This is a genomic window from Streptomyces sp. NPDC048644 (genome assembly GCF_043199105.1).
Taxonomy (GTDB): domain Bacteria; phylum Actinomycetota; class Actinomycetes; order Streptomycetales; family Streptomycetaceae; genus Streptomyces.
On the sequence record NZ_JBICVO010000001.1, the window covers coordinates 825,891 to 850,315 of the forward strand.

A 24,425-nucleotide genomic window follows, 5' to 3' on the forward strand; every position below is an offset into this window, starting at 1 on the left:
CGTTCCGTCCGCCCGGGACCGCCGTCGCGTACCGGCCCCGCGAGCCCGGCCCGATCCACACGACAGTCCTATGGCGTGCCGTCCGCCGCCGCCTGGAGGACGAGAAGGGCCAGGTCGTCGTCGGGCGGGGTCGGTGAGAAGCCGTGGACGGTGCGGCGGATGCGTTCGGCGACGGCGCTCGCGTCCAGGCCCGCGCAGGCGGCCAGGGCGGTGGCCAGGCCGTCATCGTCGTCGAACTGGTTGCGGCCCGAGCGGCGCTCGGTGACGCCGTCGGTGACGCACAGCAGCGTCTCGCCCGGGGCGAGGTCGAAGGACTCGCTCTCGTACGTCGCGTCGCCGACCACCCCCAGCAGCATCTGCGGCGCGGCGACGACGCGCACCTCGCCGTCGGTGCCCAGCACCAGCGGCAGCGGGTGGCCCGCGCTGGCGAGGGTGCAGCGGGCGCCGCCGGTGCCGCCGGGGCGCGGCACGATCTCGCCGTAGAGGAGGGAGAGGAAGCGGGCCTGTTCGCCCTCGTCGCGGATCTCGACCGGGGTCTGGGCACCGGCTTCCGCGGCGACGGCGGCGGCCACCGCAGCGACGGAGTCGGCCGCCTCCCTGGCCATGGTCTTGTTGAGCCGGTCCAGGACCTCGGCGACGCCGAAGCCGTCGCGGGCCAGCAGTCGCAGCACCGGCCTGGCCAGTCCGGTGACCGCCGCCGCCTCCGGGCCGCTGCCGCAGACGTCGCCCAGGGCGAAGCACCAGCGGCCGTCGCCCGCGTCGAAGAGGTCCCAGAAGTCGCCGCCCGCCCAGGCGCCGGCGCGCGGTTCGTAGACCACAGCCGATGCGACGCCGGGGACCTGCGCGCGGCCGTGGGGCAGCAGCCTGCGCTGGAGCACCTGGCTGATGCGCTCCTGTTTGCTGTAGGCGCGGGCGGTGGCCACCGCGCGGGCGACCCGGCGGCACAGGTCCTCGACCAGGCCGGTGAGACCGGCGGGGAACCGCAGCAGTCCGGCCCGGCCGATCAGGACCGTGCCCAGCCGGCGTCCGCCGCTGACCAGCGGGCAGGCCAGGGCTGCGCCGCCGGAGCCGTAGCCGCTCGGTTCGCCCGGCCACGGCCAGGGGACGGCCGAGCCCTCGGTGCCGCGGTCGGCGGCCGGTGGCGGTGCCTTCTCCAGGACGAGCCGCAGGGCGTCGATCCGGCTCTCGCAGGAGTGCCACACGCCGGACAGCCGCGGCGGCCCGTCGCACCCCGAGGCGCCGGGTACCGGCCCGCCCGCTTCGCCGTCGTACAGCCACACCGCGCACCAGTCGGCGAGCCGGGGGACGGTCAACTGGGCGGCGAGTGAGGCGACTTGGTCGGCGTCGAGGTGGCCGGAGAGCAGGTCGGACGCCTCGGCGAGGAAGGTCGGGGCGCCGTGGGTGAGCCAGTCGGCGGCGGGCCTCGGCGGGGCGCCGTAGGCCGCGCCGTGTCCGTATCCGTAGCCGTAGGCGTACGGGGCGTCGGGGTACGGGGCGTCGGGCCTGGCGCCGTCGGCGTCGTAGCGGTCGGTGTCGTAAGGGGCCGGTTCGTAGCGGTCGGCGCCGTAGGGGGCGGTCTCGTAGCGGTCGGTGCCGCAGAGGACCGGCTGGCCGGCCGTGCCGTGGCCGCCCGCGGCGCCCGGGGCGAGGCGGGCCGCGGGGACGTGGCCGGTCAGCGGGGTGCCCGCCGCCCGGGGGCCGGATGCCGGGCTGCCGGCCTCCTGGCCTTCGGACGCGGCGCCCGGGGTGAGCCGGAACCATACGGTCTTCATCGCGCCGCGGTAGGTGATGCCCCAGGATTCGGCGACCGCGCCGACCAGTTGCAGGCCGTGGCCCGCCCCATCGGGCAGCCCGGAGTGGCGGTGGCCGCGTACCGGGCGGGTGGGGTGGTGGTCGGACACCTCGACGACGAGTCCGGCGGCGGCAGCGGCAGGGGGCGCGCCGTCGGGTGCGGCGTCCGCTTCGAGGCGGCAGTGCAGTTCCACGTCGGTGCCCGCGTGCACGACGGCGTTCGTGACCAGCTCGCTGACCAGCAATAAGGCTTCCTCCGCCAGGCGGTCGGTGAGCGCTTCGGCGCCCGGCAGCCGCTGCGCCGTCCAGTCGGCGAGCGTGCCGCGGACGAACCGGCGGGCGTCGGACGCGGCGCGCGGCGTGCCGGGCAGCGCGGCGCTGCGGGAGCCCGTGCCGTCACGGCCGGTGCCGGTCGCGGTGGCGCCCACCGCTTCGGTGTCCCGCTGGAATCCAGTTGCAGTCGCAGTAGTCGTCCTCATTCAGCAACTCCCGAGCAGCTCCGCCATCTCGCCGAATGCACCACCGACAGAGTGACAGACCGAGCGCAGGCATAAGCACCGAGTCACCGAAGAGGGTGGTCAAGTGGGGTGCTCCGTCGTTGCGGACGGTGAAGATGTATGGACAACCGGGGGGAGCGCGGCGGCACGGCACGCGCCCGCGCACGGCAGCGCGGGGCGGCGCGGGACGACGCCGGGGTGGCTCCCCGACGGCCGCGGCGTCACTACCGCCACTGCCGTCCCGTCCGCCCCACGCCGTCCCGCACCGCCCCGCCGTGGAATCCACGCACCGGGATCCATCCGCGACAGGCCCCGGCCGCTGTGTGCGCGTCCCCTCGCGCCCCGTGCGCCCCGCTACGCCTCGCGCGTCCCGGCGTACATCTCGTCCAGCAGGTCCTTGAACGCCCGCTCCACGACCGGCCGTTTGACCTTGAGGCTGGGGGTGACCTCGCCGTGCTCGATGTCCAGATCGCGCGGCAGCAGCCGGAACTTGCGGATCTGCTGCCAGCGCTGGAGCCCTTCGTTGACCCGCTCGACATAGCCGTCGATCAGCTCGCGGACCTGGTCGGTGGCGACGAGGTCCGCGTACGCCCTGCCCTTGAGGCCGTGTTCCTCCGCCCAGACCATGAGGGTCGGCTCGTCGAGCGCGATCAGCGCGGTGCAGAAGTTCCGGTTGGCGCCGTGCACCAGGACGTTGGAGACGAACGGGCAGACCGCCTTGAACTGCCCCTCGACCTCGGCGGGGGCGATGTACTTCCCGCCTGACGTCTTGATCAGGTCCTTCTTGCGGTCGGTGATCCGCAGGAAGCCGTCGGCCGACAGCTCGCCGATGTCGCCGGTGTGGAACCAGCCGTCGGGCTCCAGGACTTCGGCGGTCTTCTCCGGCAGGCCGTGGTAGCCCTGCATGATGCCGGGGCCGCGCAGCAGGATCTCGCCGTCCTCCGCGATCCGCACCTCGGTGCCGGGCAGCGGCTTGCCGACCGTCCCGGTGCGGTACGCCTCGCCGGGGTTGACGAAGCTGGCGGCGCTGGACTCCGTCAGGCCGTAGCCCTCCAGGATGTGGATGCCGGCGCCGGCGAAGAAGTAGCCGATCTCCGGCGAAAGGGCGGCGGAGCCGGAGACCGCGGCGCGCAGCCGGCCACCGAAGGCGTCCCGCAGCTTTGTGTAGACGAGGGTGTCGGCGGCCTTGTGCTTGGCGGCGAGCCCGAACGGCACCGAGGCGTTGCCGGTGCGCCGGAAGTTCTCCTGCGAGACCTTGGCGTACTCGCGGGCCACCCCTGCCGCCCACTGGAAGATCTTGTACTTCGCGCCGCCGCCCTCTCTCGCCTTGGCCGCGACGCCGTTGTAGACCTTCTCGAAGATCCGCGGGACCGCCGCCATGTACGTGGGCCGCACCACCGGCAGGTTCTCGATGATCTTGTCGACCCGGCCGTCGACGGCGATCACGTGCCCGACCGAGATCTGGCCCGCGGTGAGCACCTTGCCGAAGACGTGCGCGAGCGGCAGCCAGAGGTACTGCACGTCGTCACCGGTGACCATGCCGGTGGCCTGGATGGCGCGTGCCATGTACGACCAGCAGTCGTGCGCGAGACGTACACCCTTGGGGCGGCCGGTGGTGCCCGAGGTGTAGATGAGGGTGGCGAGCTGGTCGGCGCGCAGGGCGGCGACCCGCTCGGTGACGCAGTCGGGGTTGTCCTCCAGGTGGGCGGCGCCGCGCTTCTCCAGGTCGGCGAGGGAGAGCACCCAGCCCTCCGGGTCGCCGTCGGCGGGCTGTGCGTCCGCCTCATCGATGACCACGACGTGGGCGAGGTCGGGCAGTTCGGCGCGCTTCTCGCGGGCCTTGGCGAGCTGCGCGGCGTCCTCCGCGATCAGCACCCGGCTTCCGGAGTCGGCGAGGATGTACGCGGTCTCGTCCGCGTTGGTGCTGGGGTAGACGGTGGTGGTCGCGGCGCCGGAACAGAGCACGCCGAGGTCGGCGATGATCCATTCGACGCGGGTGGCGGCGGCCAGCGCCACCCGCTCTTCGGGCCGTACACCGAGCGCGATCAGGCCCGCCGCCGTAGCAAGCACCCGCTGAGCGGCATCGCCCCAGGTCAGCGACTTCCAGTCGTCCGGCCCCTGCCCCGAGGCGGGCGGCACGGGATAGCGGTACGCCTCCTTGTCGGGGGTCGCCGCGACCCGCTCCAGGAAAAGGCTCGCCACCGAAGGCGGCCGGTTGTCGATCAGCGTGTGGGTGTCCGTCACGGCATCCTCCGGGGCCCGCTTCATTGCTGGTGACTCGCGAGTAACCTTTGAGCAGTGATCAGAGTAGGCCCCGTTGCGCCGCCATGTAAGGGGCTTGGGCCCACTGGTTCACGTGGCGCTCCCGCCGTGCGTGCAGGGTGCATGCGACCCGTCACACGGCGCGGCGACGGCACACCTCCGGACCCGCGCGGCAAGCGGATCCCGCGCCCTGGGCCACCTGCCGCACCCCGGGGACGACCAGGGCGCCGGCCCCTGAGGGACCGGCGCCCTGCCCGGTTACCTGACCGGACACCCCCGGAGAGAACGGCGCTCCCGGAGGCCGTCCGGAAGCCTCTCCCCCGGGGTCACTTCTTCGACTTGTCCCCGTCGGAGTCCGAGGACAGCACCGCGATGAATGCCTCCTGGGGCACCTCCACGCTGCCGACCATCTTCATCCGCTTCTTGCCTTCCTTCTGCTTCTCCAGCAGCTTCCGCTTACGGGAGATGTCACCGCCGTAGCACTTGGCGAGGACGTCCTTGCGGATCGCGCGGACCGTCTCACGGGCGATGACCCGGCTGCCGATGGCGGCCTGGATCGGCACCTCGAAGCCCTGCCGCGGGATCAGCTCGCGCAGCTTGGCGACCAGCCGCACACCGTAGGCGTACGCCTTGTCCTTGTGGCAGATCGCGGAGAACGCGTCGACCTTGTCGCCGTGCAGCAGGATGTCGACCTTCACCAGGTCGGCGACCTGCTCGCCGGTGGGCTCGTAGTCCAGCGAGGCGTAGCCGCGGGTCTTGGACTTGAGCTGGTCGAAGAAGTCGAAGACGACCTCGGCGAGCGGCAGGGTGTAGCGGATCTCGACGCGGTCCTCGGAGAGGTAGTCCATGCCGAGCAGCGTGCCGCGGCGGTTCTGGCACAGCTCCATGATCGCGCCGATGAACTCGCTCGGCGCCAGGACCGTGGCCCGCACGACCGGCTCGTGCACCTTGTCGATCTTGCCCGTGGGGAACTCGCTGGGGTTGGTCACCTCGTGCTCGGTGCCGTCCTCCATGTCCACCTGGTAGACCACGTTGGGCGCGGTGGCGATCAGTTCGAGGCCGAACTCGCGCTCCAGGCGCTCGCGGATGACCTCCAGGTGCAGCAGGCCGAGGAAGCCCACGCGGAAGCCGAAGCCGAGGGCCGCCGACGTCTCCGGCTCGTAGACCAGCGCGGCGTCGTTGAGCTGGAGCTTGTCCAGCGCCTCGCGCAGCTCCGGGTAGTCCGAACCGTCCAGCGGGTAGAGCCCGGAGAACACCATCGGCTTGGGGTCCTTGTAGCCGCCGAGCGGCTCGGTCGCCCCCTTGCTGAGCTGCGTGATGGTGTCGCCGACCTTGGACTGGCGGACGTCCTTCACGCCGGTGATCAGATAGCCCACCTCGCCCACGGACAGGCCGTCGGCGGCCTTCATCTCGGGCGAGTTGGTGCCGATCTCCAGCAGTTCGTGGGCGGCGCCTGTGGACATCATCCGGATGCGCTCACGCTTGTTGAGCGTGCCGTCGACGACCTTCACGTAGGTCACCACGCCGCGGTAGGCGTCGTAGACCGAGTCGAAGATCATCGCGCGGGCGGGCGCGTCCTTGACGCCGACCGGGGACGGCACCTCGCGGACCACCTTGTCCAGCAGCTCGGGCACGCCGACGCCGGTCTTGGCGGAGACCCGCAGCACGTCGCCGGGATCGCAGCCGACGAGGTTCGCCAGCTCGGCGGCGAACTTCTCGGGCTGTGCGGCCGGCAGGTCGATCTTGTTGAGGACCGGGATGATCGTGAGGTCGTTCTCCATCGCCAGGTAGAGGTTGGCGAGGGTCTGCGCCTCGATCCCCTGGGCGGCGTCGACGAGGAGGATGCAGCCCTCGCACGCGGCGAGCGAGCGGGAGACCTCGTAGGTGAAGTCGACGTGGCCAGGGGTGTCGATCATGTTGAGGATGTGGGTCGTCCCACTCTTCTCCTCGCCCTCGGAAGGCGACCAGGGAAGCCGCACCGCCTGGGACTTGATCGTGATGCCGCGCTCGCGCTCGATGTCCATGCGGTCGAGGTACTGCGCGCGCATCTGCCGCTGGTCGACGACACCGGTGATCTGGAGCATCCGGTCGGCGAGCGTCGACTTGCCGTGGTCGATGTGCGCGATGATGCAGAAGTTACGGAGGAGGGCCGGGTCGGTACGGCTCGGCTCCGGCACGTTCGTAGGGGTCGCGGGCACGCAGGGTCCATTCAGTGAACGCGGGTAGGCGGGACTCGGGTGTGACGTCCTCCCCATCGTCCCATGAGCGGCGCCGTCGGTCCGTTTTGGGCGGTGCTCCCGGGCGACCGCGGCCCGGATTGGGATGCCGTGGGCGTGGCTGGTAGCCTGGTCCACTGCGCTTCGTGCCCTCTCAAAGTGCGCGGCGCAACTCGAAACTCCAACGAACCTGAAAAGGCTCTTTCGTGGCGAACATCAAGTCCCAGATGAAGCGGATCAAGACCAACGAGAAGGCTCGTCAGCGCAACAAGGCTGTCAAGTCCACTCTGAAGACCGCGATCCGTCGCACCCGCGAGGCCGTGGAGGCCGGTGACCTGCAGAAGGCCACCGCCGCCCAGGCCGCCGCTGCCAAGACGCTCGACAAGGCCGTCAGCAAGGGTGTCATCCACAAGAACGCCGCCGCCAACAAGAAGTCGGCGCTGGCCAAGAAGGTCGCCGGCCTCAAGGGCTGAACGATCTCCGTCTGACCTTGCAACACCCCGCCGTCGGGGATTCAGCGGCCCCTCTCTCCGCTCCCTGAACGGTGCACCACCGCGCCGCACACGGCCTGCGTTCGCCACGCGGGTGCGGCGCCCCCGGCTCGACCGGCGACGTCCGCCGGACGGCCCGAAGACTGACAAGAAGCCCCGCCGTTGCCCTTCCCCAGGGCCGGCGGGGTTTTTTGCGCGTTCGGGGGGGGTGGGGTGAGTGGGGCGGGGGCCGTTGTTGTGTGCCGTGCGGTGGGGTCCGTCTAGGCGTGCACTGGGCGGGTGGGGCGGGTCCGTCGTTGTGTGTCCTGGGGCAGGCGGGACGGGTCCGTCGTTGTGTGTCCTGGGGCAGGCGGGACGGCTCCGTCGTTGCGTGTCCTGGGTGGGTGGGGCGGGGTCCGTTCGCCGGGGTGCGGCTCCGGCCGGTTCCGCTACGCTGCCGCCATGTCGTTCTCGGGGGATCTCTCGGGGGATCCGAACCGTCTCTATCCGCAGCCGTACGGTCAGGCGCCCGCGCCCCACAATCCGGTGCCGGCCCAGCAGAACCCGTACGCGCAGCAACCCCCGCCGCAGGCACCGGGCGGCTACGGCTACCCCGCCACGGGCCCGCAGCCGCCGGCCCCTCCGGGTGACGGTGGCCGGGGCGCGTCCGGCTGGCCATGGGCGATCGGCGGTGCGGTCGCGGCATCCGCGATCTGGGCCTCGGTGATGTTCGCCACCGGCAGCTTCGGCAGCTCGGAGCCCAGCCCCGACCTGGCCGGCTACTCCTACACGTCGGACCTCTGCGCGGACACCTCCCTGACACCGTTCGAGAGCGCCCGGTACCGGACGAAGGGCAGCTCGGCGAACGCCCCGAACCCACAGCACAGCGGCGCCCAGCAGCCCGCCATCGACTCGATGTGGTGCAACGTCTCGCTGGAGAAGGAAGGCGAGAGCAGTTCGGACTACGCGTCGAACTACCTCTACAACTCCGTCACGCTGCACAAGAAGGCCGACCCCGCCCCGGAGTTCGCGGACGGCTACCGCGCCTACGAGAAGCAGGACACCTCCGTCGACTACGCGGTCGAGCCGGTGACGGGCATCGGTGACGAGGCGTACCTGGTGACGCGGAAGGACAGCAGCAACAACAGCGGCTCGTACGTGATCCTCGGGGTCCGGGACGGCTGGCTGACGTACCAGTCGACGTGGTCCAGCTACGCGTCCAGCCGCAGCTCCAGCACCCCGCCCGGCACGGACGAGATCGCCGACATGCTGAAGAGCAGCGCCCGGGAGACGTTGGGGAAGCTTCGGGGATAGCTGTCCGGGTAGCCAGGGACTGCGACCGCCCGTTCAGGCGCTTCTGGGCCGAGGGCGCGGCGCCGGATACCGGCTTCGTTCGGCCTCGGCTTCTTTCCGCCTCGCCAGCTGGTTCAGCGGGAGCGGGCCGCGCGGGCGATGGCCACCACGGCCTTCTCCAGGGCGTATTCGGGGTCGTCGCCGCCGCCCTTGACACCCGCGTCGGCGGCGGCGACAGCCAGCAGCGCCGTCGCCACGCCGTCCGCCGACCAGCCGCGCATCTGCTGCCGCACCCGGTCGATCTTCCACGGCGGCATGCCCAGATCGCGGGCGAGGTCGCCGGGGCGCGCGCCGCGCGGGGCGGACGCCAGCTTGCCGATGGCGCGGACGCCCTGGGCCAGCGCGCTGGTGATCATGACGGGGGCGACGCCCGTCGACATCGCCCAGCGCAACGCCTCCAGGGCCTCGGCCGCACGCCCCTCGACCGCACGGTCCGCGACGGTGAAGCTCGACGCCTCCGCCCGGCCGGTGTAGTAGCGCGCCACGATCGCCTCGTCGATCGTGCCCTCGATGTCGGCGGTCAGCTGCGAACAGGCTGAGGCCAGCTCGCGCAGATCGCTTCCGATGGCGTCGACCAGCGCCTGGCATGCCTCCGGCGTCGCCGAACGCCCCACCGCGCGGAACTCGCCCCGGACGAACGACAGCCGGTCGGCCGGCTTCGTCATCTTGGGGCAGGCCACCTCGCGCGCCCCTGCCTTGCGGGCCGCATCGAGCAGCCCCTTGCCCTTCGCGCCGCCCGCGTGCAGCAGGACGAGGGTGATCTCCTCCGCCGGAGATCCGAGATAGCCCTTGACGTCCTTGATCGAATCCGCCGACAGATCCTGGGAGTTGCGCACCACCACGACCTTGCGCTCGGCGAACAGCGAAGGGCTGGTCAGCTCGGCGAGGGTGCCAGGCTGGAGCTGATCGGAGCTGAGGTCGCGCACATCGGTGTCCTCGTCCGCGGCACGGGCAGCCTTCACCACCTGCTGCACGGCACGGTCGAGCAGCAGGTCTTCCTGGCCCACCGCGAGCGTGACGGGGGCGAGCGGATCGTCGTTTGCAGTCTTCCTGGCCATCGCGCTCCAGCATCCCACGCCCCACTGACAATCCCGTCCGGGCGGGCGGACGGACAGCCGCTCGTGCAGGCCGAGTCCCACCCGCTCCGGTGCCCGCCCCGCCGCCCACCGTTCCGTTGCCGGACAATGGTCCGGTGAACGATGCACGACACGTACTGGTACTGCCCGACCGCGACGCCGCGGAGGAGGTGGCCGAGACCCTGACCGAGCAATTCGGTCTCGCCGATGAACCGCAGCTCGTACGCGACGCCCTGGCCGGCGAGGACGACGCCGATGACGCCCAGTGGCTGGTGGTCGTCGAGGACCCCGACGGCGCGTACGACCCGCACCGGCTGGACGGCATCGCGGCGGAGCACGACGGCTGGCGCGAGGCGCAGTAGCGACTTGCCGGGGCTGCCGCCCGTCGGACGCGGGTGATGCGCCGGCGTCGACGAGCCGCCGTGGTGCGGGAGCGGCGCCGGGATGTGCGGCGGCCCCTGACCGTTGCGGACAGCTGGTTTCGCGTGCCCAGCACGGCAATCGCGCCATCCGTATCGGTACGCAGCACCTTGGCCCCCAGCCGCCGCAGCGCATCGACGGTACGGGGCGCCGGATGGCCGTACGAGTTGTCGGCGCCCACGGAGATCACCGCGAGCCGTGGCGCCAGCCGACGCATCAACTCGGGGTCCTGGTGGGCCGAACCGTGATGGGCCACCTTGAGGACATCAATCCCGGACAGCTCCGGGTGTCCCGTCAACAGCGCCTGCTGAGCGGGGGGTTCGAGGTCGCCGAGGAGCAGCAGGGTCAGCCCCGCGCTGCGGACGAGCAGCGTCACGCTGGCGTCGTTGGGTCCGTCCGGCGCGGCCCCTGAGCCGTCCGCGGGCGGCCAGAGGACTTCCCAGGCCAGAGGGCCCAGCCGACGCCGCTCACCCGCTGCCGCACGGGTCACCTGCACCCCGGCCGCCGCGGCGGTGCGCCGGACGAACTCGGCCTGCTCCGGGGGTTCCTGGAGCGTCGTCGTCTCGATCAGCCCGACCGAGCGGCCGTGCAGCACCCCGGGTAGGCCGTCGACGTGGTCGGCATGGAAGTGCGTCAGCACGACCACGGGAATGCGGCGGACACCGAGGTCGGTCAGGCACCGGTCGATGGCGCGGGGTTCGGGGCCCGCGTCCACCACCAGGGCCGTGCCGTCACCGGCCGCGAGTACGAGTCCGTCGCCCTGCCCGACGTCGCAGGCCACCGCCCGCCATCCCGGTGGCGGCCAGCCCGTCAGGACGCGGGTCAGCGGCGCCGGCCGCCACACCACCAGGATCAGGGCCAGCGCGCACAGGACACACAGCCACCGGCGGCGCAGCATCCGGCGGCCCACCGCCACCAGGACGAGGGTGGCCACGGCGAGCGCCAGGCCGCCCGCCCAGCCGCCCGGCCAGCCGAACTCCGCGCCCGGCAGGGCGGCCCCGGTGCGCGCCACCCCGGCGATCCAGCTGGCCGGCCAGCCCGCGCACCACGCCAGCGCCTGGGCGGCCGGAGGTACGAGCGGGGCGACGGCGAGGGCGGCGAAGCCCAGGACGGTCGCCGGGGCGACGGCCAGTTCGGCGAGCAGATTGCACGGCACGGCGAGCAGGCCGACCCGGGCCGCGAGTACCGCGACGACGGGGGCGCAGACCGCCTGGGCGGCGGCAGCGGCGGCGACCACTTCGGCGATCCTGGGCGGCACCCGACGCCGCTGGAGCGCCGCGCTCCAGCGCGGGGCGAGCAGCAGCAGCGCGCCGGTGGCCAGGACGGAGAGCAGGAAGCCGTAACTGCGCGCCAGCCACGGGTCGTAGAGGATCAGCAGCAGGACGGCGGCGCCGAGTGCGGGGAGCAGGGAGCGGCGGCGTCCGGTCCCGATCGCCAGCAGGGTGATCAGCCCGCAGGCCGCCGCCCGCAGCACGCTGGGGTCGGGCCGGCACACCACGACGAAGGCGAGGGCAAGGGCGCCGCCGATGACGGCGGTACCGCGCAGGGACAGTCCGATGCGGGGCGCCAGGCCGCGGCGTTCGGCTCGTGAGGCGAGGTGCGGAGGGCCGATCAGCAGGGCGAGCACGATCGTCAGGTTGCTGCCGGATACGGCAAGCAGATGCGTCAGGTCCGTGGCACGGAACGCGTCGTCGAGATCCGGCGGCACCCGTGAGGTGTCCCCCACGACGAGGCCGGGCAACAGGGCACGGGCATCGGGCGACAGGCCGTCGGTGGCGTCCCGGAGCCCGGCCCGCAGGCTGCCCGCCACCCGCTGGAGCGCCGACGGCGCGGCCACCGGACGGGGCGGTGTGTCGGCGGAGACCCGCAGTACGGCGGCGATCCGCCCGTCCGGTGGCGTCGGCGGGGCAGCACGGGCCGCGACCCGGATACGCGTCGAAGGCAACAGGCCGAGCCATCGGCCGCGCTGCGCCGCCGCGGCATCCTGCCCGCCGTGCTTTTCCGTATGCTGTTGCGCGATGACCAGGGCGGGTGTGTGGGTGGCCGTCACCGAGCCGTCCGGTCCGGTGATGCGCACAACGTCCGCGGTGAACACCAGGGACGGCGGCATGTGTGGGGAGCCGTGCGCCTTGGGCCGGGTCATCCGCGGGTCTTCGGTGACCTCCAGCTCCACGGTGAGATGCGCATAGCGCTGCGCCCAGGAGGGCAGCGGCCCGCGCCGCGCGTCCGCCGCGTGCAGCGCCGCGGACGCCGCGCCCGCCACCGCGCACAGCAGCACCGCCGCGGCGGCCACCAGCGACCCGGCCGACCACCGGCGCGGGGCGTGGCTCCGACGCCCCGGCGATGTGGGCACGGCCTCCGGGGCGGGCTCCGAAGCGGCCTCGGCCCTGCGCCGTACCGCGGCCCAGCGCAGGGCCACCGCGGCGAGGACGGCAGCCGCCACACAGGAGTACGCCACCGCCGCACCGGGCGCCCCCAGGGCAAGCGCCGCCGCGGCCCACGCGGCCAGCGCCGGGGCGACGATACGCAGGTCGGCCGGTCCCTCCTGGCGCGGGTCCGAGGCACCATGGGGTGAGGCCGCCGCCGCGTGCACCGTGGCGCGCTCGGTGGTCATGGCTGGACCAAGGGGCGCAGGTCGGCGAAGCGACGTTCACCGATACCGGTCACCTCGCGCAGTTGGTCCACCGACCTGAACCCACCGTGCCGGGTGCGGAATTCGATGATGTGCCGCGCCAGTACGGGCCCCACGCCAGGCAGCGCGTCGAGTTGCTGCTCGGTGGCCGATCCGAGGCTGACCGGCTGCCCCGGCGCCCCTGGGCCGCCGCCCGACGCGCCCGCTTCGCCCGGCGGCGCGTTCGCGGCCTCCTCGGCCGTCGCTCCGCCACCGGCCGCCCCCGCACCGGCCCCGCCGACGACGATCTGCTCCCCGTCGGCCAGCAGCCGCGCGCGGTTCAGCCCCTGGGTGCTCGCCCCGCGCAGCACACCGCCCGCCGCGTCCAGCGCGTCGGTCACCCGTGCCCCGGCCGGCAGACGGTGAATTCCCGGATGCCTGACCTTCCCCTCCACATCGATCACCAGCTGCTTCCCAGGGCCATCGCCCGCCCCCGGCGAAGCCGATGTGACCGATGCGGCCGATCCGGCCGGCCCGGTCGAGGACGTACCGGAGGGCGGCAGGCCGGACGAGAGCGACGGCACGGACACGGCATGCTCGGCCGCCGGAGCACGCACCGGCTCGGGATCTGCGGCCCAGAAGTGCTGGACGGCGAGGACCACGGCCACGACCAGCACGAGCGCCAGCGCGGCCAGCGCCTTCGGATCGGTGGCGCAACGTAACTGCACCCACAGCGGCAGCCGTTCCCGCACCGCCAGCCGCGCCCGCTCCCAACGCCCCGGCCCCGTTTCACCTGTCCCAGCGCCCGGCCTCGCCTCCATCCCGGCAGCGGCGCCCACACCGACACCACCGTCCGCCCCTGGCCCAGCTGTCTCCCGCCCCACCACGTCCCGCCCTCCCTTTCGCTGCCCGACCGGCTCGTCCTGTGGCCTCTCGACAGACGGCGGATCGCGACGCCGCCGGGCATGCGGACCACGGGGAGCCGGGAGCGGGGAACGGAAACGGAATTGGGAACGGGAACGGGAACGGACAGGAGAACGGCGGCGGAGACGGTCTTGAGGAGGGGCTTGGAGACGGACTCGGAGCGGGGCTTGGGGAGGGTTTTGGGGAGGATCTTGGGGCAGGACTCCACTTCCGTCCCCCTCCGGCAGACCGCTGAAAAGCGCCTCCGCTCTCGCCCGGATCAAAGCCGCAGTCTCGGCCCGGCGCGCAGCCGCGGCCCGGTGGCCGGACCGCCCCCGCGCCGGTGACCGCACGTAGTGGGAACGGCCCGGCCGCCTGCCACGCTCGGGCTCGCGCGCCTCGGTACCGGGGGCCGCGTCCAGCTCCGGGCCCGGCCTCATGATTACGGACGGTGATTGAGTGCTCATGCCGACCGACGGTAGGCACTCCGCGCCGATCGTGCCGAGCAGGCTCAATTCCCGTGGATAACTACCCTGTTGTGGATAACCGCGTCACCCGAAGGGGAGCCTCCACCCACACAACCCGGCGAAAACGGACACGCGCGGCACGCCCCTCACCGAGGTGAGATCACTGCCCCCAGCAGCCCCGGCCCCGTGTGCGCGCCGATCACCGCGCCAACCTCGCTGACATGGAGTTCACGCAGGCCAGGCACCCTCTCCCGCAGGCGGTCGGCGAGGGCTTCCGCACGTTCCGCCGCCGCGAGGTGGTGGACGGCGATGTCGACCTCGCCCTGGCCCGCGCGCTCCGCCGCGATCTCCTCCAGCCGCGCGATGGCCTTCGAAGCCGTCCGGACCTTTTCGAGGAGTTCGATGCGGCCTTCGGCCAGTTGCAGGATCGGCTTGACGGCGAGCGCGGAGCCGAGCAGCGCCTGAGCCGTACCGATCCGGCCTCCGCGCCGGAGGTAGTCGAGGGTGTCGACGTAGAAATAGGCGGAGGTCCCGGCGGCGCGCTTCTCCGCCGCGGCGACCGCTTCGTCGGCGTCCCCGCCGGCCTCGGCGGTCTCCGCGGCGGCCAGGGCGCAGAACCCGAGTGCCATCGCGACCATGCCGGTGTCCACGACCCTTACGGGTACCGGCGCTTCCTTCGCGGCGAGGACCGCCGCGTCGTAGGTCCCGGAGAACTCCGAGGAGAGGTGGAGCGAGACGATGGCGGAGGCGCCGGACGCGGCGACCTTGCGGTAGGTGTCGGCGAAGGTGCTCGGGCTGGGCCGCGACGTCGTCACCGGCCCGCGCTTCTGGAGGGCTTGGGCGACGGATCTCGCCGAGATCTCGGTGCCCTCTTCCAGGGCCTGGTCCCCCAGGACGACGGTCAGCGGGACGGCCGTGATGCGGTGGCGCTCCAGTGCCACCGGCGGCAGGTAGGCCGTGGAATCGGTGACGATGGCGACATGGCGGGACATGACTGGGAGGCTATCCGGGGAGCCCGGCACCCGACAGTGCGGCCCCTCTCAAGATCTTCCCGGTTCGTAGGGACTGTGCCAAGCGGCGCCCGTCACCGTCAGGTCGTGCTCTCGCCGTGCGGGGCCTTCTGCCACGGATAGGACGGCCTGGCACGCGGATCCCTGGCCGTTATCGCCTGGGGTTCGCCCGCCTCGGGGCCCCAGGAGTGCCCGTCACCGCCGGCCGCCCCGGAGGCACTGCCGCTCCCGGATGCGGCCTGCCGGCCGGGAGTTGCGTCCCCGTCCGGTGCCGTACCGGCTGCCGGTTCCCGGGTCCAGTGCCGCAGCGCGCCCGCCTCGACGTCGATCTGGTCGTTCAGCGCGGCCAGGTCGTCGTCGGAGAACTTCCGCGCGCGGTCCAGCGCCGCCCAGCGCAGCGAATCGGCGGACCGGGTGATGCGCTCGGTGCGCTCCCGCAGCTCCGGCATCCGGGCGGAGGTGGCGGCCCGGTCGGGCTCGCGCTCCAGCCGCCTCAGCTCGTCGTCGAGTTCGTGGCCGTGCGCGCTGAGCCGTTCGAAGAGGCCGAGCGCCTCACTGAGCGAGGCGTCTTCGGTCACACCGCCGCGCAGTGCGTCCTGGGTGGCGCGCATCGAGGTCCGCAGCGACAGCCGGAGCTGTGCCAGCTCGCCGGCGACTCCGGGCTGGGCGAGCTTCCTCGCCCGCAGGCCGGTGTCCTCCACACTTCTCCGGGCCTGCGCGACCGTGCGGTCCACGCCGCGCTTGGTCGCCTGTACGGCCTTGACCGTCACGAACACTCCGGCGGCGACGAAGAGCAGGAAGAGCAGCCCGATGATGGCGATCACGGCTTCCATGAACTCCCCCAGAGGATTCGGCGGCGCCGGTTCGGTAGCCCGCGCCCTGTCCCTCAACGGTAAACGGCTCGGGCAGGTCAGGGGTTCCATCGGAACCCCCAACCTGCCCGTAGGGGAAAGCACCCATGTCCCGCCCGGAGCGGCTCGATCACCCGCCCGGAGCGGCCGTCAGACGCCCCATGACGACACCGCCGCAGGGCCTGAGCCGGTCGGCTCCTGCCCTGCGGCGGCACCGTGCGGACACCCCGCCGACCGAGGTCAGGCAGGCACGATGTTGACCAGCTTCGGCGCCCGGACGATCACCTTCCGGATGCCCGTGCCGCCCAGTGCGGCAACCACCGCGGGCTCGGCCAGCGCCGCCGCCTCCAGGTCGGCGTCGGAGATCGACGGGGCGACCTCCAACCGGGCCTTGACCTTGCCCTTGATCTGCACCACGCAGGTCACGGTCTCGTCCACGACGTACGCCGGGTCGGCCACCGGGAAGTCCGCGTGCACCACGGTGTCGGTGTGGCCCAGCTTGCGCCACAGCTCCTCCGCGATGTGCGGGGCCAGCGGGGCGACCAGCAGCACCAGGCGCTCCGCGACCGTGCGCGACACCGGGCCCGCCGCCTTGGTCAAGTGGTTGTTCAGCTCGGTGACCTTGGCAATCGCGGTGTTGAACCGCAGGTTCGCCATGTCCTGGGCGACGCCGTCGATGGCCTTGTGCAGGGCCCGCAGGGTCGCCTCGTCCGGCTCCGTGTCGACGACGGTGACCTCACCCGTCGCCTCGTCCACGACGTTGCGCCACAGGCGCTGCAGCAGGCGGTACTGGCCGACGACCGCCCGGGTGTCCCAGGGGCGGGACACATCCAGCGGGCCCATCGCCATCTCGTACAGGCGCAGCGTGTCGGCGCCGTACTCGGCGCAGATCTCGTCGGGTGTGACGGCGTTCTTCAGGGACTTGCCCATCTTGCCCAGGACGCGGCTGACCTTCTCGCCCTGGTAGTAGTACGCGCCGTCGCGCTCCTCGACCTCGGCCGCCGGGACGGCGATGCCGCGGCTGTCCCGGTAGACGAACGCCTGGATCATGCCCTGGTTGTACAGCTTGTGGAACGGCTCGGACGACGAGACGTGCCCCAGGTCGTGCAGAACCTTGGACCAGAAGCGGGCGTACAGCAGGTGCAGCACGGCGTGCTCCGCGCCGCCGACGTACAGGTCGACGCCACCGGCCGGCTGCCCCTCGCGCGGGCCCATCCAGTACTGCTCGATGCCCGGGTCGACCATGGCGTCGGCGTTGGACGGGTCCAGGTAGCGCATCTCGTACCAGCACGAACCGGCCCAGTTGGGCATGGTGTTGGTCTCGCGGCGGTAGCGCTTGACGCCGTTGCCGTCACCCAGGTCCAGCTCGACGTTGACCCAGTCCTCGTTGCGGGACAGCGGGGTCTCCGGGCGGGTGTCCGCGTCGTCCGGGTCGAAGGTGCGCGGGGAGTAGTCCTCGACCTCCGGCAGCTCCAGGGGCAGCATCGACGCGGGCAGCGCGTGCGCGACGCCGTCCTCGTCGTAGACGATCGGGAACGGCTCGCCCCAGTAGCGCTGGCGGCTGAACAGCCAGTCGCGCAGCCGGAAGTTGACAGTGCCCTCGCCGATGCCGCGGTCCGCCAGCCACTCGGTGATCTTCGCCTTGGCCTCGACGACACCCAGGCCGTCCAGGGAGATCTCCGCACCGGAGGAGTTGACCAGCTTCGCGTCGTACGAGGCGAAGGCGTCGTCCCAGGTCGCGGTGTCGGTGCCGCGGTCGTCCGACGGCTGGACGACGCAGCGCACGGGCAGCTCGAAGGCGCGCGCGAAGGCGAAGTCGCGGCTGTCGTGCGCCGGGACGGCCATGATCGCGCCGGTGCCGTAGCCCATCAGGACGTAGTCGGCGATGAAGACCGGGACCTGTGCGCCGCTGACCGGGTTGGTGGCGAACGCGCCGGTGAAGACACCGGTCTTGTCCTTGGCCTCGGCCTGCCGCTCGACGTCCGACTTGGCCGCGGCCTGCTTGCGGTACGCGGCGACGGCGTCGCCCGGGGTGGCGTGGCCGCCGGTCCACACCTCGTGGGTGCCATCGGGCCAGGCGGCCGGGACGATGGAGCCGTTGCCGTTGCCCGCCACCAGCTCGTGCTCCGGGGCCAGCACCATGTAGGTGGCGCCGAACAGGGTGTCCTGGCGGGTGGTGAAGACGGTGATCTTGTTGTCGCCGACCGGGAAGTCGACGCGGGCGCCCTCGGAGCGGCCGATCCAGTTGCGCTGCTGGAGCTTGATGGCCTCGGGCCAGTCCAGCGCGTCCAGGTCGTCCAGCAGGCGGTCCGCGTAGGCGGTGATCCGCATGTTCCACTGGCGCAGCTTGGACTTGAAGACGGGGAAGTTGCCGCGCTCGGAGCGTCCCTCGGCGGTGACCTCCTCGTTCGCCAGCACGGTGCCCAGGCCGGGGCACCAGTTGACGGGCGCGTCGGAGGCGTAGGCCAGCCGGTACTCGCCCAGGACGCCGGCCTTCTCGACCGCGTCCAGCGCACTCCAGGGGCGGCCGTCGGGCGTCGGGCGGGTGCCCGCCTCGAACTGCGCGACCAGGGTGTCGATCGGCCGTGCGGCGTCCGCCTCCGGGTCGTACCAGGAGTTGAAGATCTGGAGGAAGATCCACTGGGTCCACTTGTAGTACGCCGGGTCGATCGTCTCGACCGACCGGCGCTGGTCGTGGCCCAGGCCCAGGCGGCGCAGCTGGCGCCGCATGTTGACGATGTTGGCCTCGGTGGAGACCCGCGGGTGGGTGCCGGTCTGCACGGCGTACTGCTCGGCGGGCAGGCCGAAGGCGTCGAAGCCCAGGGTGTGCAGGACGTTGTGGCCCGTCATGCGCTGGTGGCGGGCGTAGACGTCGGTGGCGATGAAGCCCAGCGGGTGGCCGACGTGCAGGCCCGCACCCGAGGGGTACGGGAACATGTCCATGACGAACTTCTTGGGGCGGGACACCAGCGCGGGGTCGCCTGCCAGGTCGCCGCTCGGGTTCGGGGCCTCGTAGGTCCCGTCCGACTCCCAGAAGTCCTGCCAGCGTGCCTCGATGTCGGCGGCCAGCGCGGCCGTGTAGCGGTGCGGCGCTGCCACCTCGGAGGGGGGACCGCCCGCGCCCTCAGCAGCGGGGGAGGTAGTCGTCTCGCTCATCGTCCTCAAAGCTCCATCGATCGTCATCTGCCTGCGGCGGCTGCGGACACGGATTCTGCGGAAACAAAAATGCCCCTCGCACAGGAGGGGACGCCGCGCCGATGCCGACCCGGGCGGCCACAGCGGATGGCCCGGTCGGAACTGATCAGCGCGGCCCGCTAAGCAGAAGGCGTACGGCACGCATGGCGCCAGGGTACCGCAGGGGGCACAGGGCCCGCGCCGGGGATTCCCCGACGCGGCCCCTACGGGAACGGTCAGGGACGGTACGAGCTGACGTAGCCCGCGCCCGGACTGCCGACGCCGGTGACGACGTCATAGCCGACGCCCGCGTGCAGCGAGCTGTCCTTGCCCAGGCTGCGCAGCGTGGTCGATGTGCCCTTGCCGCCGTCGACGCCGTTGACGTAGTCGACCCGTACGACGGCCAGGTCACGGCCGGCGCCCAGCGGGTGGTCGGTGACGTCGTGGTAGGCGGAGGTGCCGTAGCGCTGGTAGATGCCGGGATTGGCGAAGCCGATGGGGACGCCGTGCCTGGCCTGCTGGGCCAGCGCCTGGACACCCGCGATCACCGGTGCGGCGAGCGAGGTGCCGCCGATGCGGTACTCGTCGTAGCCGAGCTTCCCGCCGGGCAGCGTCTGGGTCTGGCCGACCAGGAAGCCGGTGTTGGGGTCGGCGACCGCCGCGATGTCGGGGACGGTGCGCATGGCGCCGCCGCCGTTCGCACCGGCCAGCCCGTCCGGGACGACGCCGCGCTGGTAGAAGGGCTGCGCGACGGTCTTGCTGGTGCCGCCGCCCGCGCCGCCGTTGAAGTCGCCGGGGAAGCCGGTCCAGTCCTTGCCGTCCTTGGAGAGCACCGCCTTCTGGGTGCCCCAGCCGGTCTCCCACTGGTACGTGCGGTTCTTGCCGACGGCGAGCGAGGTGCCGCCGACCGCGGTGACCCAGGCGGAGTTCGCCGGGGTGTCCACCTGCTTCGTACCGGTATTGGCCACTTCGTCGCCGTTGTCACCGGAGGAGAAGTAGAAGCCGATGCCCTGCACCGCGCCCTGCTGGAACACCTGGTCGTACGCGGCTGCCACGTCGGGGGTCTCGTTCGCCTCGATGTCGCCCCACGAGTTGGAGACGATGTCGGCGAGGTGCCCGTCGACGATCTTGCCGAGCGAGTCGAGCAGGTCGTCGTCGTTGCAGGAGGCGGCGCCGACGTAGACGACGTCGGCGTCGGGAGCCACCGCGTGCAGGGCCTCGACGTCGAGGGTCTCCTCGCCGTACCAGCCGGCCGCGCCGCACTCCTCGATGCGCGAGTAGTCCGCGGGCAGCACCTGGGACAGCTGCCCGCGGCGGTAGCGCGCGTCGCCGTTACGGGAGGCGTACTTCTGCGCGTCACCGGCGATGGTCGGGGAGGCGTAGGCGTCGGTGATCGCGACGGTGACGCCCTTGCCGGTCCACTTCTTCGCCCCGTAGGCGGCGCGCAGTTCCTTGCCGGTGTAGCCCTTCACCGCGTACGACGCCTTGGCCCCGTAGGCGGACGGCAGGTGCTTGTCGGTCTTGGAGCCGAAGTACGAGGAGAACGGGCCCGCGTTGCGGAAGACATCGGACGGCGGCGGCAGCTCGGTGGAGTGGTGCCGGGCGAGCCGGGGTGCGTTGTCCAGGCCGGTGACGGTCAGCACGGCGTCGGACAGCGCTCCGGGCGCGGAGGCGGTCGCCGACGGCGCGTGGTAAGTGTGGCCGTCCTTGCGGTAGTTGTGCAGGTCGGTGGCGAAGGCGCGCTCGGCGGCCGACGCATCTCCCTTGACCGTCAGATAGCGGCTGCCGGTACCGGTGACCTTCAGACCCGACGATTTCAGCCAGTCGGTCACCTTGGCGATCTGGTCGTGCGTGGCACCGTAACGGGCCTTCACCTGGTCAGGGCTCAGGTACTTCCCGTACGACGCGGAGTGCGGGTCGGACACGGCCCTGGCGTACGCGGCCAGGCCCTTGGCGTCCCGGCCCGCGAGGTAGACGCGGGCGGTGACGTCCGTGGAACCGGAGGTGGCGCCCCGGTCCGCCTGCCGGGTGGCCCAGGCGGGCTTGGTGCCCTGGAGCGTGTGCCGGCCGCCGTCGTGGCCCGCGGCGTCGGCGGCGGGCGCGCCGAGCGCGAGCGCCCCGGCGACCAGCGGCAGCGTCGCCGCCCAGGCCAGTCCGGTACGCGCGCGCAGTGCTCTGGTTCGGCTCGATCTCATGTAACCCCCTGCTGTGGCGATGCGGTGCGGTGCGTGGTGGCGCGACGCACGGTGCCTCACGAGCGGTGAATGCGATGGATATGACATTCACGCGATGCGCCACTCTTTCGGTGAACGATTCATGTCAGGGGCATGCGATCACCAAGAAGAGCCCAAGGAACGACAAGATAGCGCCAGAAATGCAGGGAATGGTGGGGTATTGGGCACCCAACACGGCATGTGACGCCATTTTTTGATCGGGAGTCAGCGAATGGCCGACCGGAACTGGGCAGCGAAGCACCGCATTTCACCCCCGCCCCGTCCGGCCCAGCCGGACCGCGGATCATCCGCGACACAGGAGCCCCGAGCGAGACGGCTACGACCGCCCCGTCACCCGCGCCACGGCGCACCTCTCACGAAGCCAAGGCGCCGACCGCACCCACACCGCTCCGTGGCCGATCCGGCACCCTTGACACCTGACGCCCCCATGAGATCCACGCCACTCCACACCACCTATGACGCCTCTCACGCGATCGGCAGCGGCAAGCGCACTCCCCCACTACGGCGGCCGATGCCCACACCCCATTTCCCGCCCGCAACGCACAACAGAGCGGGCCGTCCGATCGGACGGCCCGCTCTGAATCCTGTGGAGCTAAGGAGAATTGAACTCCTGACCTCCTGCATGCCATGCAGGCGCTCTACCAACTGAGCTATAGCCCCAGGTCTTGCTCCGCTGCGGTCTCCCGCGGCGACATCGACTACATTACACGGCCCTCCCGGGCTTCTGCCAAATCGCTTCTCGCGGGGCCTACGCCGGGGCGCGCGGTACTGTCGGCGAGCCGTGCCCGATTCGTCCTGGGGAGCCGTACGCCGTGACCACGCTGGAGCTGGAGCAGTCCACCGACCCCGGTGGTCCCGGCCCCCGCAAGGGTTTCCTCCACCGCCACCCGACGCTGTCGGCAGCGGTCGGCTGCGCCCTCTCCTTCGCCGTCTTCTGGGTCGTGCAGCGCCTCGCGCACGTGACCATGATCGACCTGATGGTCTACCGCGCCGAGGGCTGGACGGCCCGCAACGGCGGCAGCCTCTACGACATGGTGGCCACGTCGGCGCACCTGCCCAACACCTATCCGCCCTTCGCCGCGCTGCTGTTCACCCCCCTGACGCTGGTCGACGTGCCGACCATGCGCACCCTCGCCACGCTCGGCAACCTCCTGCTGCTGGTGGCCGTCGTCCATCTCTCACTGCGCCTGGTCGGCAGGCCACGGCGCATGCCGCGCCCCGCCGCGGCGCTCGCCCTCTCCGCGCTGCTGATCTGGTGCGAACCGGTGTGGACGACGCTGCGCTACGGCCAGATCAATCTGCTGCTCGCCGCGCTGGTGCTGTGGGACCTGACCCGCAAGGACACCAACCGCTGGGCGGGCATCGGCATCGGCATCGCGGCGGGCATCAAGCTCACCCCCGCGCTCTTCGCGGTCTTCCTCGCCGTCGCCGGCACCGTGCGCGCCGTGCAGCAGCTGCGTTCCGGCGCCGGGGTGCGCGGGATCCGGAACCCCTGGCTGCGGCAGGCGGCCGTCGCCACCGCGACCTTCCTCGCCACCGCCCTCCTCTCGGCGCTCGCGCTGCCGCGCGACGCGCAGCGCTTCTGGACCGAGACCGTCTTCGCCGCCGACCGCGTCGGTGAGGTGGAGATCACCGCGAACCAGTCGCTGCGCGGCGCACTCGCCCGGCTGCTGCACACTCACGATCCGGGCTCCGCCTGGCTCGTGGCGGCCGTCCTGGCCACCGCGCTCGGGCTGACGCTCGCGGTGTGGGCGCTGCTGCGAGGCGACCGCGCCTGGGCCGCCGTCACCTGCGCGGCGACCGCGCTGCTGGTCAGCCCGATCTCCTGGTCACACCACTGGGTGTGGTGCGTGCCGATGCTGATCCTGGCCGGGTCCGAGGCCCTGCACCGCACCGGCGGCAGCGCCCGCCGCGGCTGGGCGGCGACCGCGATACTGGCGCTGCTGTTCTCCAGCTATGCCCTGTGGTGGGTGCCGCACCGCTGGCACCACCACGAGGAACTGCACCAGAACACCCTCCAACTCCTGCTGTCCGACGTGTATCCGCTCGCGGGGCTCGCGCTGTTCGGGGCGGCGGCACTCCGGCTGTGGCGGCGCGGCGGGCCGGGTGGCCGCGGGGCGCGTGGTCATGGCCGCCGCCCGTCCGACGACGCGGGCGCGCCGGTGTCTTCGAAGGCGTGACGTCGCAGGGCCGCTGCGCGTCGGCGTTCCGGCGCCGCGGACCGCGGCATCCCGGTGCGGAATACGGGCCGTCAGGCGGCCGTCCCCATCAGCTTCCAGGGCCCAGTCGAGGCGTAAAACCCCGGTGTGCTGCGCCAGTTCGGCGGCGGTTTCCCGCGCGCCCGGTTTCCACCGCGCCGAGCGTCCGGCGTCCTCGGGTGGTGTGGTGCGGTCAGGTGTGACGTCCGTAGCGCTCACGATGCGACCCCCGTGTCGCGTCCCCGTGCCGCCGGCCGCTTGCGGCGGCGGCTCCTGTCCACGACAACGCCCGGGAAACACCCGGTAGTTCCGCCCCGGCCGGAAAATACCGGACCGCGAGCGAACGGTGCCCGAGGGCGGTGGTCAGGCCCTGGCGAAGGAGTAGAAACGCTTCAGCGTGCAGTGCTCGTCCAGGAGGCGCCCGTAGATCGGCTCCCCCTCCAACTCGCGGTAGGTCTCGATCGGATCGCCTTTTATGACCAGCGCGCGGGCGCATTCCTCGCACCAGTACTGGTAGTCGGCGTTGAGCGGTTCCATGTCACGGACGATCGGCGTACCGCTGCCGCACCAGTCGCATTTCCTGCTGTGAGCCCCCATCAGTCAGCTCCAACTGTGGCCGCAGGCCGTACAGACGAACGAGACGCCGCCGTTGTCACCCAGCATCTGGGCGACGTGGGCCGAGCCGCAGGAGGGGCACTGGAGGGCGGGACCGCGGCCACGGCGGGTGTCGCCGGGACGGTCAACGGGGCAGGTGAAGCGGAGCGCGTATTCCGGCAGCCAGTCATAGCCCTGCGCCTCGGCCACATCGAGCAGGTCGTTGACCTCCTCGAGGATGCTCGTGGGCATCGCGTTTTCTCCTCCCCTGCCGGCGCCGTCCGATTCTGCCACGGAC

15 protein-coding genes, 1 tRNA gene and 1 pseudogene are annotated in these 24,425 nt (G+C 72.1%); 4 read left to right on the plus strand and 13 right to left on the minus strand.

Annotation, left to right across the window (positions count from 1 at the left end; translation table 11 throughout):
* Positions 1-68: 68 nt before the first annotated feature.
* From ACGFNI_RS03750 to lepA, 3 genes are all read right to left on the minus strand, one after another.
* A complete protein-coding gene (locus tag ACGFNI_RS03750; RefSeq protein WP_393680227.1) occupies positions 69-2,270 on the minus strand; it encodes a SpoIIE family protein phosphatase in 2,202 nt (733 codons plus the stop codon).
* Between the two features lie 372 nt (positions 2,271-2,642).
* Complete coding sequence (locus ACGFNI_RS03755; protein ID WP_393680228.1) at positions 2,643-4,532, minus strand: AMP-dependent synthetase/ligase; 1,890 nt, start codon at positions 4,530-4,532, stop codon at positions 2,643-2,645.
* A 344-nt stretch (positions 4,533-4,876) separates the two neighbouring features.
* Positions 4,877-6,748 (minus strand): translation elongation factor 4, encoded by a 1,872-nt coding sequence (lepA, locus tag ACGFNI_RS03760; protein WP_393680230.1) that lies wholly within the window; start codon positions 6,746-6,748, stop codon positions 4,877-4,879.
* A 224-nt stretch (positions 6,749-6,972) separates the two neighbouring features.
* On the opposite strand from lepA, the gene rpsT reads away from it, so the two are divergent.
* Both rpsT and ACGFNI_RS03770 read left to right on the plus strand, forming a co-directional pair.
* Entirely contained in the window at positions 6,973-7,239 is a 267-nt protein-coding gene (gene rpsT, locus ACGFNI_RS03765) for a 30S ribosomal protein S20 (protein WP_393680231.1), read from the plus strand.
* Positions 7,240-7,698: 459 nt separating this feature from the next.
* Positions 7,699-8,550 carry a hypothetical protein gene (locus tag ACGFNI_RS03770; protein ID WP_393680232.1) on the plus strand — a complete coding sequence of 284 codons (852 nt, stop codon included), beginning with the start codon at positions 7,699-7,701 and terminating at the stop codon, positions 8,548-8,550.
* 113 nt (positions 8,551-8,663) lie between these two features.
* On the opposite strand, the gene holA is transcribed toward ACGFNI_RS03770, so the two are convergent.
* Complete coding sequence (holA, locus tag ACGFNI_RS03775) at positions 8,664-9,647, minus strand: DNA polymerase III subunit delta (RefSeq protein WP_227044989.1); 984 nt, start codon at positions 9,645-9,647, stop codon at positions 8,664-8,666.
* 134 nt (positions 9,648-9,781) lie between these two features.
* On the opposite strand from holA, the gene ACGFNI_RS03780 reads away from it, so the two are divergent.
* Positions 9,782-10,027: a hypothetical protein gene (locus ACGFNI_RS03780; RefSeq protein WP_393680234.1), complete on the plus strand. Its 246-nt coding sequence runs from the start codon at positions 9,782-9,784 to the stop codon at positions 10,025-10,027.
* A gap of 95 nt (positions 10,028-10,122) precedes the next feature.
* Here the strand turns inward: ACGFNI_RS03780 and ACGFNI_RS03785 are convergent.
* From ACGFNI_RS03785 to ACGFNI_RS03815, 7 genes and pseudogenes are all read right to left on the minus strand, one after another.
* Positions 10,123-12,699 (minus strand): annotated as a pseudogene (locus ACGFNI_RS03785) (ComEC/Rec2 family competence protein); the annotation flags it as partial.
* On the minus strand, positions 12,696-13,448 hold the full coding sequence (locus tag ACGFNI_RS03790; protein ID WP_393680236.1) for a helix-hairpin-helix domain-containing protein: 753 nt from the start codon (positions 13,446-13,448) through the stop codon (positions 12,696-12,698). The pseudogene ACGFNI_RS03785 and the gene ACGFNI_RS03790, both read right to left, overlap by 4 nt.
* 764 nt (positions 13,449-14,212) lie before the next feature.
* Positions 14,213-15,058, minus strand: a complete 846-nt coding sequence (locus ACGFNI_RS03795; protein ID WP_393680238.1) for a DegV family protein — start codon at positions 15,056-15,058, stop codon at positions 14,213-14,215.
* A 98-nt stretch (positions 15,059-15,156) separates the two neighbouring features.
* Positions 15,157-15,909 carry a hypothetical protein gene (locus ACGFNI_RS03800; protein ID WP_393680240.1) on the minus strand — a complete coding sequence of 251 codons (753 nt, stop codon included), beginning with the start codon at positions 15,907-15,909 and terminating at the stop codon, positions 15,157-15,159.
* A 258-nt stretch (positions 15,910-16,167) separates the two neighbouring features.
* On the minus strand, positions 16,168-19,083 hold the full coding sequence (locus tag ACGFNI_RS03805) for a leucine--tRNA ligase (protein ID WP_393680241.1): 2,916 nt from the start codon (positions 19,081-19,083) through the stop codon (positions 16,168-16,170).
* A 254-nt stretch (positions 19,084-19,337) separates the two neighbouring features.
* Entirely contained in the window at positions 19,338-21,296 is a 1,959-nt protein-coding gene (locus ACGFNI_RS03810) for a protease pro-enzyme activation domain-containing protein (RefSeq protein WP_393680243.1), read from the minus strand.
* 626 nt (positions 21,297-21,922) lie between these two features.
* Positions 21,923-21,995: transfer RNA gene (locus ACGFNI_RS03815), tRNA-Ala, on the minus strand.
* 152 nt (positions 21,996-22,147) lie between these two features.
* Between ACGFNI_RS03815 and ACGFNI_RS03820 the strand changes: the two genes are divergently transcribed.
* Positions 22,148-23,515 carry a glycosyltransferase 87 family protein gene (locus ACGFNI_RS03820; protein WP_393680245.1) on the plus strand — a complete coding sequence of 456 codons (1,368 nt, stop codon included), beginning with the start codon at positions 22,148-22,150 and terminating at the stop codon, positions 23,513-23,515.
* 381 nt (positions 23,516-23,896) lie between these two features.
* Here the strand turns inward: ACGFNI_RS03820 and ACGFNI_RS03825 are convergent, their stop codons facing one another.
* Together ACGFNI_RS03825 and ACGFNI_RS03830 are read right to left on the minus strand one after the other, a co-directional pair.
* On the minus strand, positions 23,897-24,130 hold the full coding sequence (locus ACGFNI_RS03825) for a hypothetical protein (protein ID WP_393680246.1): 234 nt from the start codon (positions 24,128-24,130) through the stop codon (positions 23,897-23,899).
* Positions 24,131-24,133: 3 nt separating this feature from the next.
* Positions 24,134-24,379: a hypothetical protein gene (locus ACGFNI_RS03830; RefSeq protein WP_393680248.1), complete on the minus strand. Its 246-nt coding sequence runs from the start codon at positions 24,377-24,379 to the stop codon at positions 24,134-24,136.
* Positions 24,380-24,425: the final 46 nt, after the last annotated feature.

Coding starts and splice junctions, on each gene's coding strand:
- holA (WP_227044989.1), bottom strand. CDS start 9,647: ATGGCCAGGAAGACTGCAAACGACGATCCGCTCGCCCCCGTCACGCTC.
- ACGFNI_RS03770 (WP_393680232.1), top strand. CDS start 7,699: ATGTCGTTCTCGGGGGATCTCTCGGGGGATCCGAACCGTCTCTATCCG.
- ACGFNI_RS03800 (WP_393680240.1), bottom strand. CDS start 15,909: ATGGAAGCCGTGATCGCCATCATCGGGCTGCTCTTCCTGCTCTTCGTC.
- ACGFNI_RS03750 (WP_393680227.1), bottom strand. CDS start 2,270: ATGAGGACGACTACTGCGACTGCAACTGGATTCCAGCGGGACACCGAA.
- ACGFNI_RS03810 (WP_393680243.1), bottom strand. CDS start 21,296: ATGAGATCGAGCCGAACCAGAGCACTGCGCGCGCGTACCGGACTGGCC.
- ACGFNI_RS03830 (WP_393680248.1), bottom strand. CDS start 24,379: ATGCCCACGAGCATCCTCGAGGAGGTCAACGACCTGCTCGATGTGGCC.
- ACGFNI_RS03805 (WP_393680241.1), bottom strand. CDS start 19,083: ATGAGCGAGACGACTACCTCCCCCGCTGCTGAGGGCGCGGGCGGTCCC.
- ACGFNI_RS03825 (WP_393680246.1), bottom strand. CDS start 24,130: ATGGGGGCTCACAGCAGGAAATGCGACTGGTGCGGCAGCGGTACGCCG.
- ACGFNI_RS03795 (WP_393680238.1), bottom strand. CDS start 15,058: ATGTCCCGCCATGTCGCCATCGTCACCGATTCCACGGCCTACCTGCCG.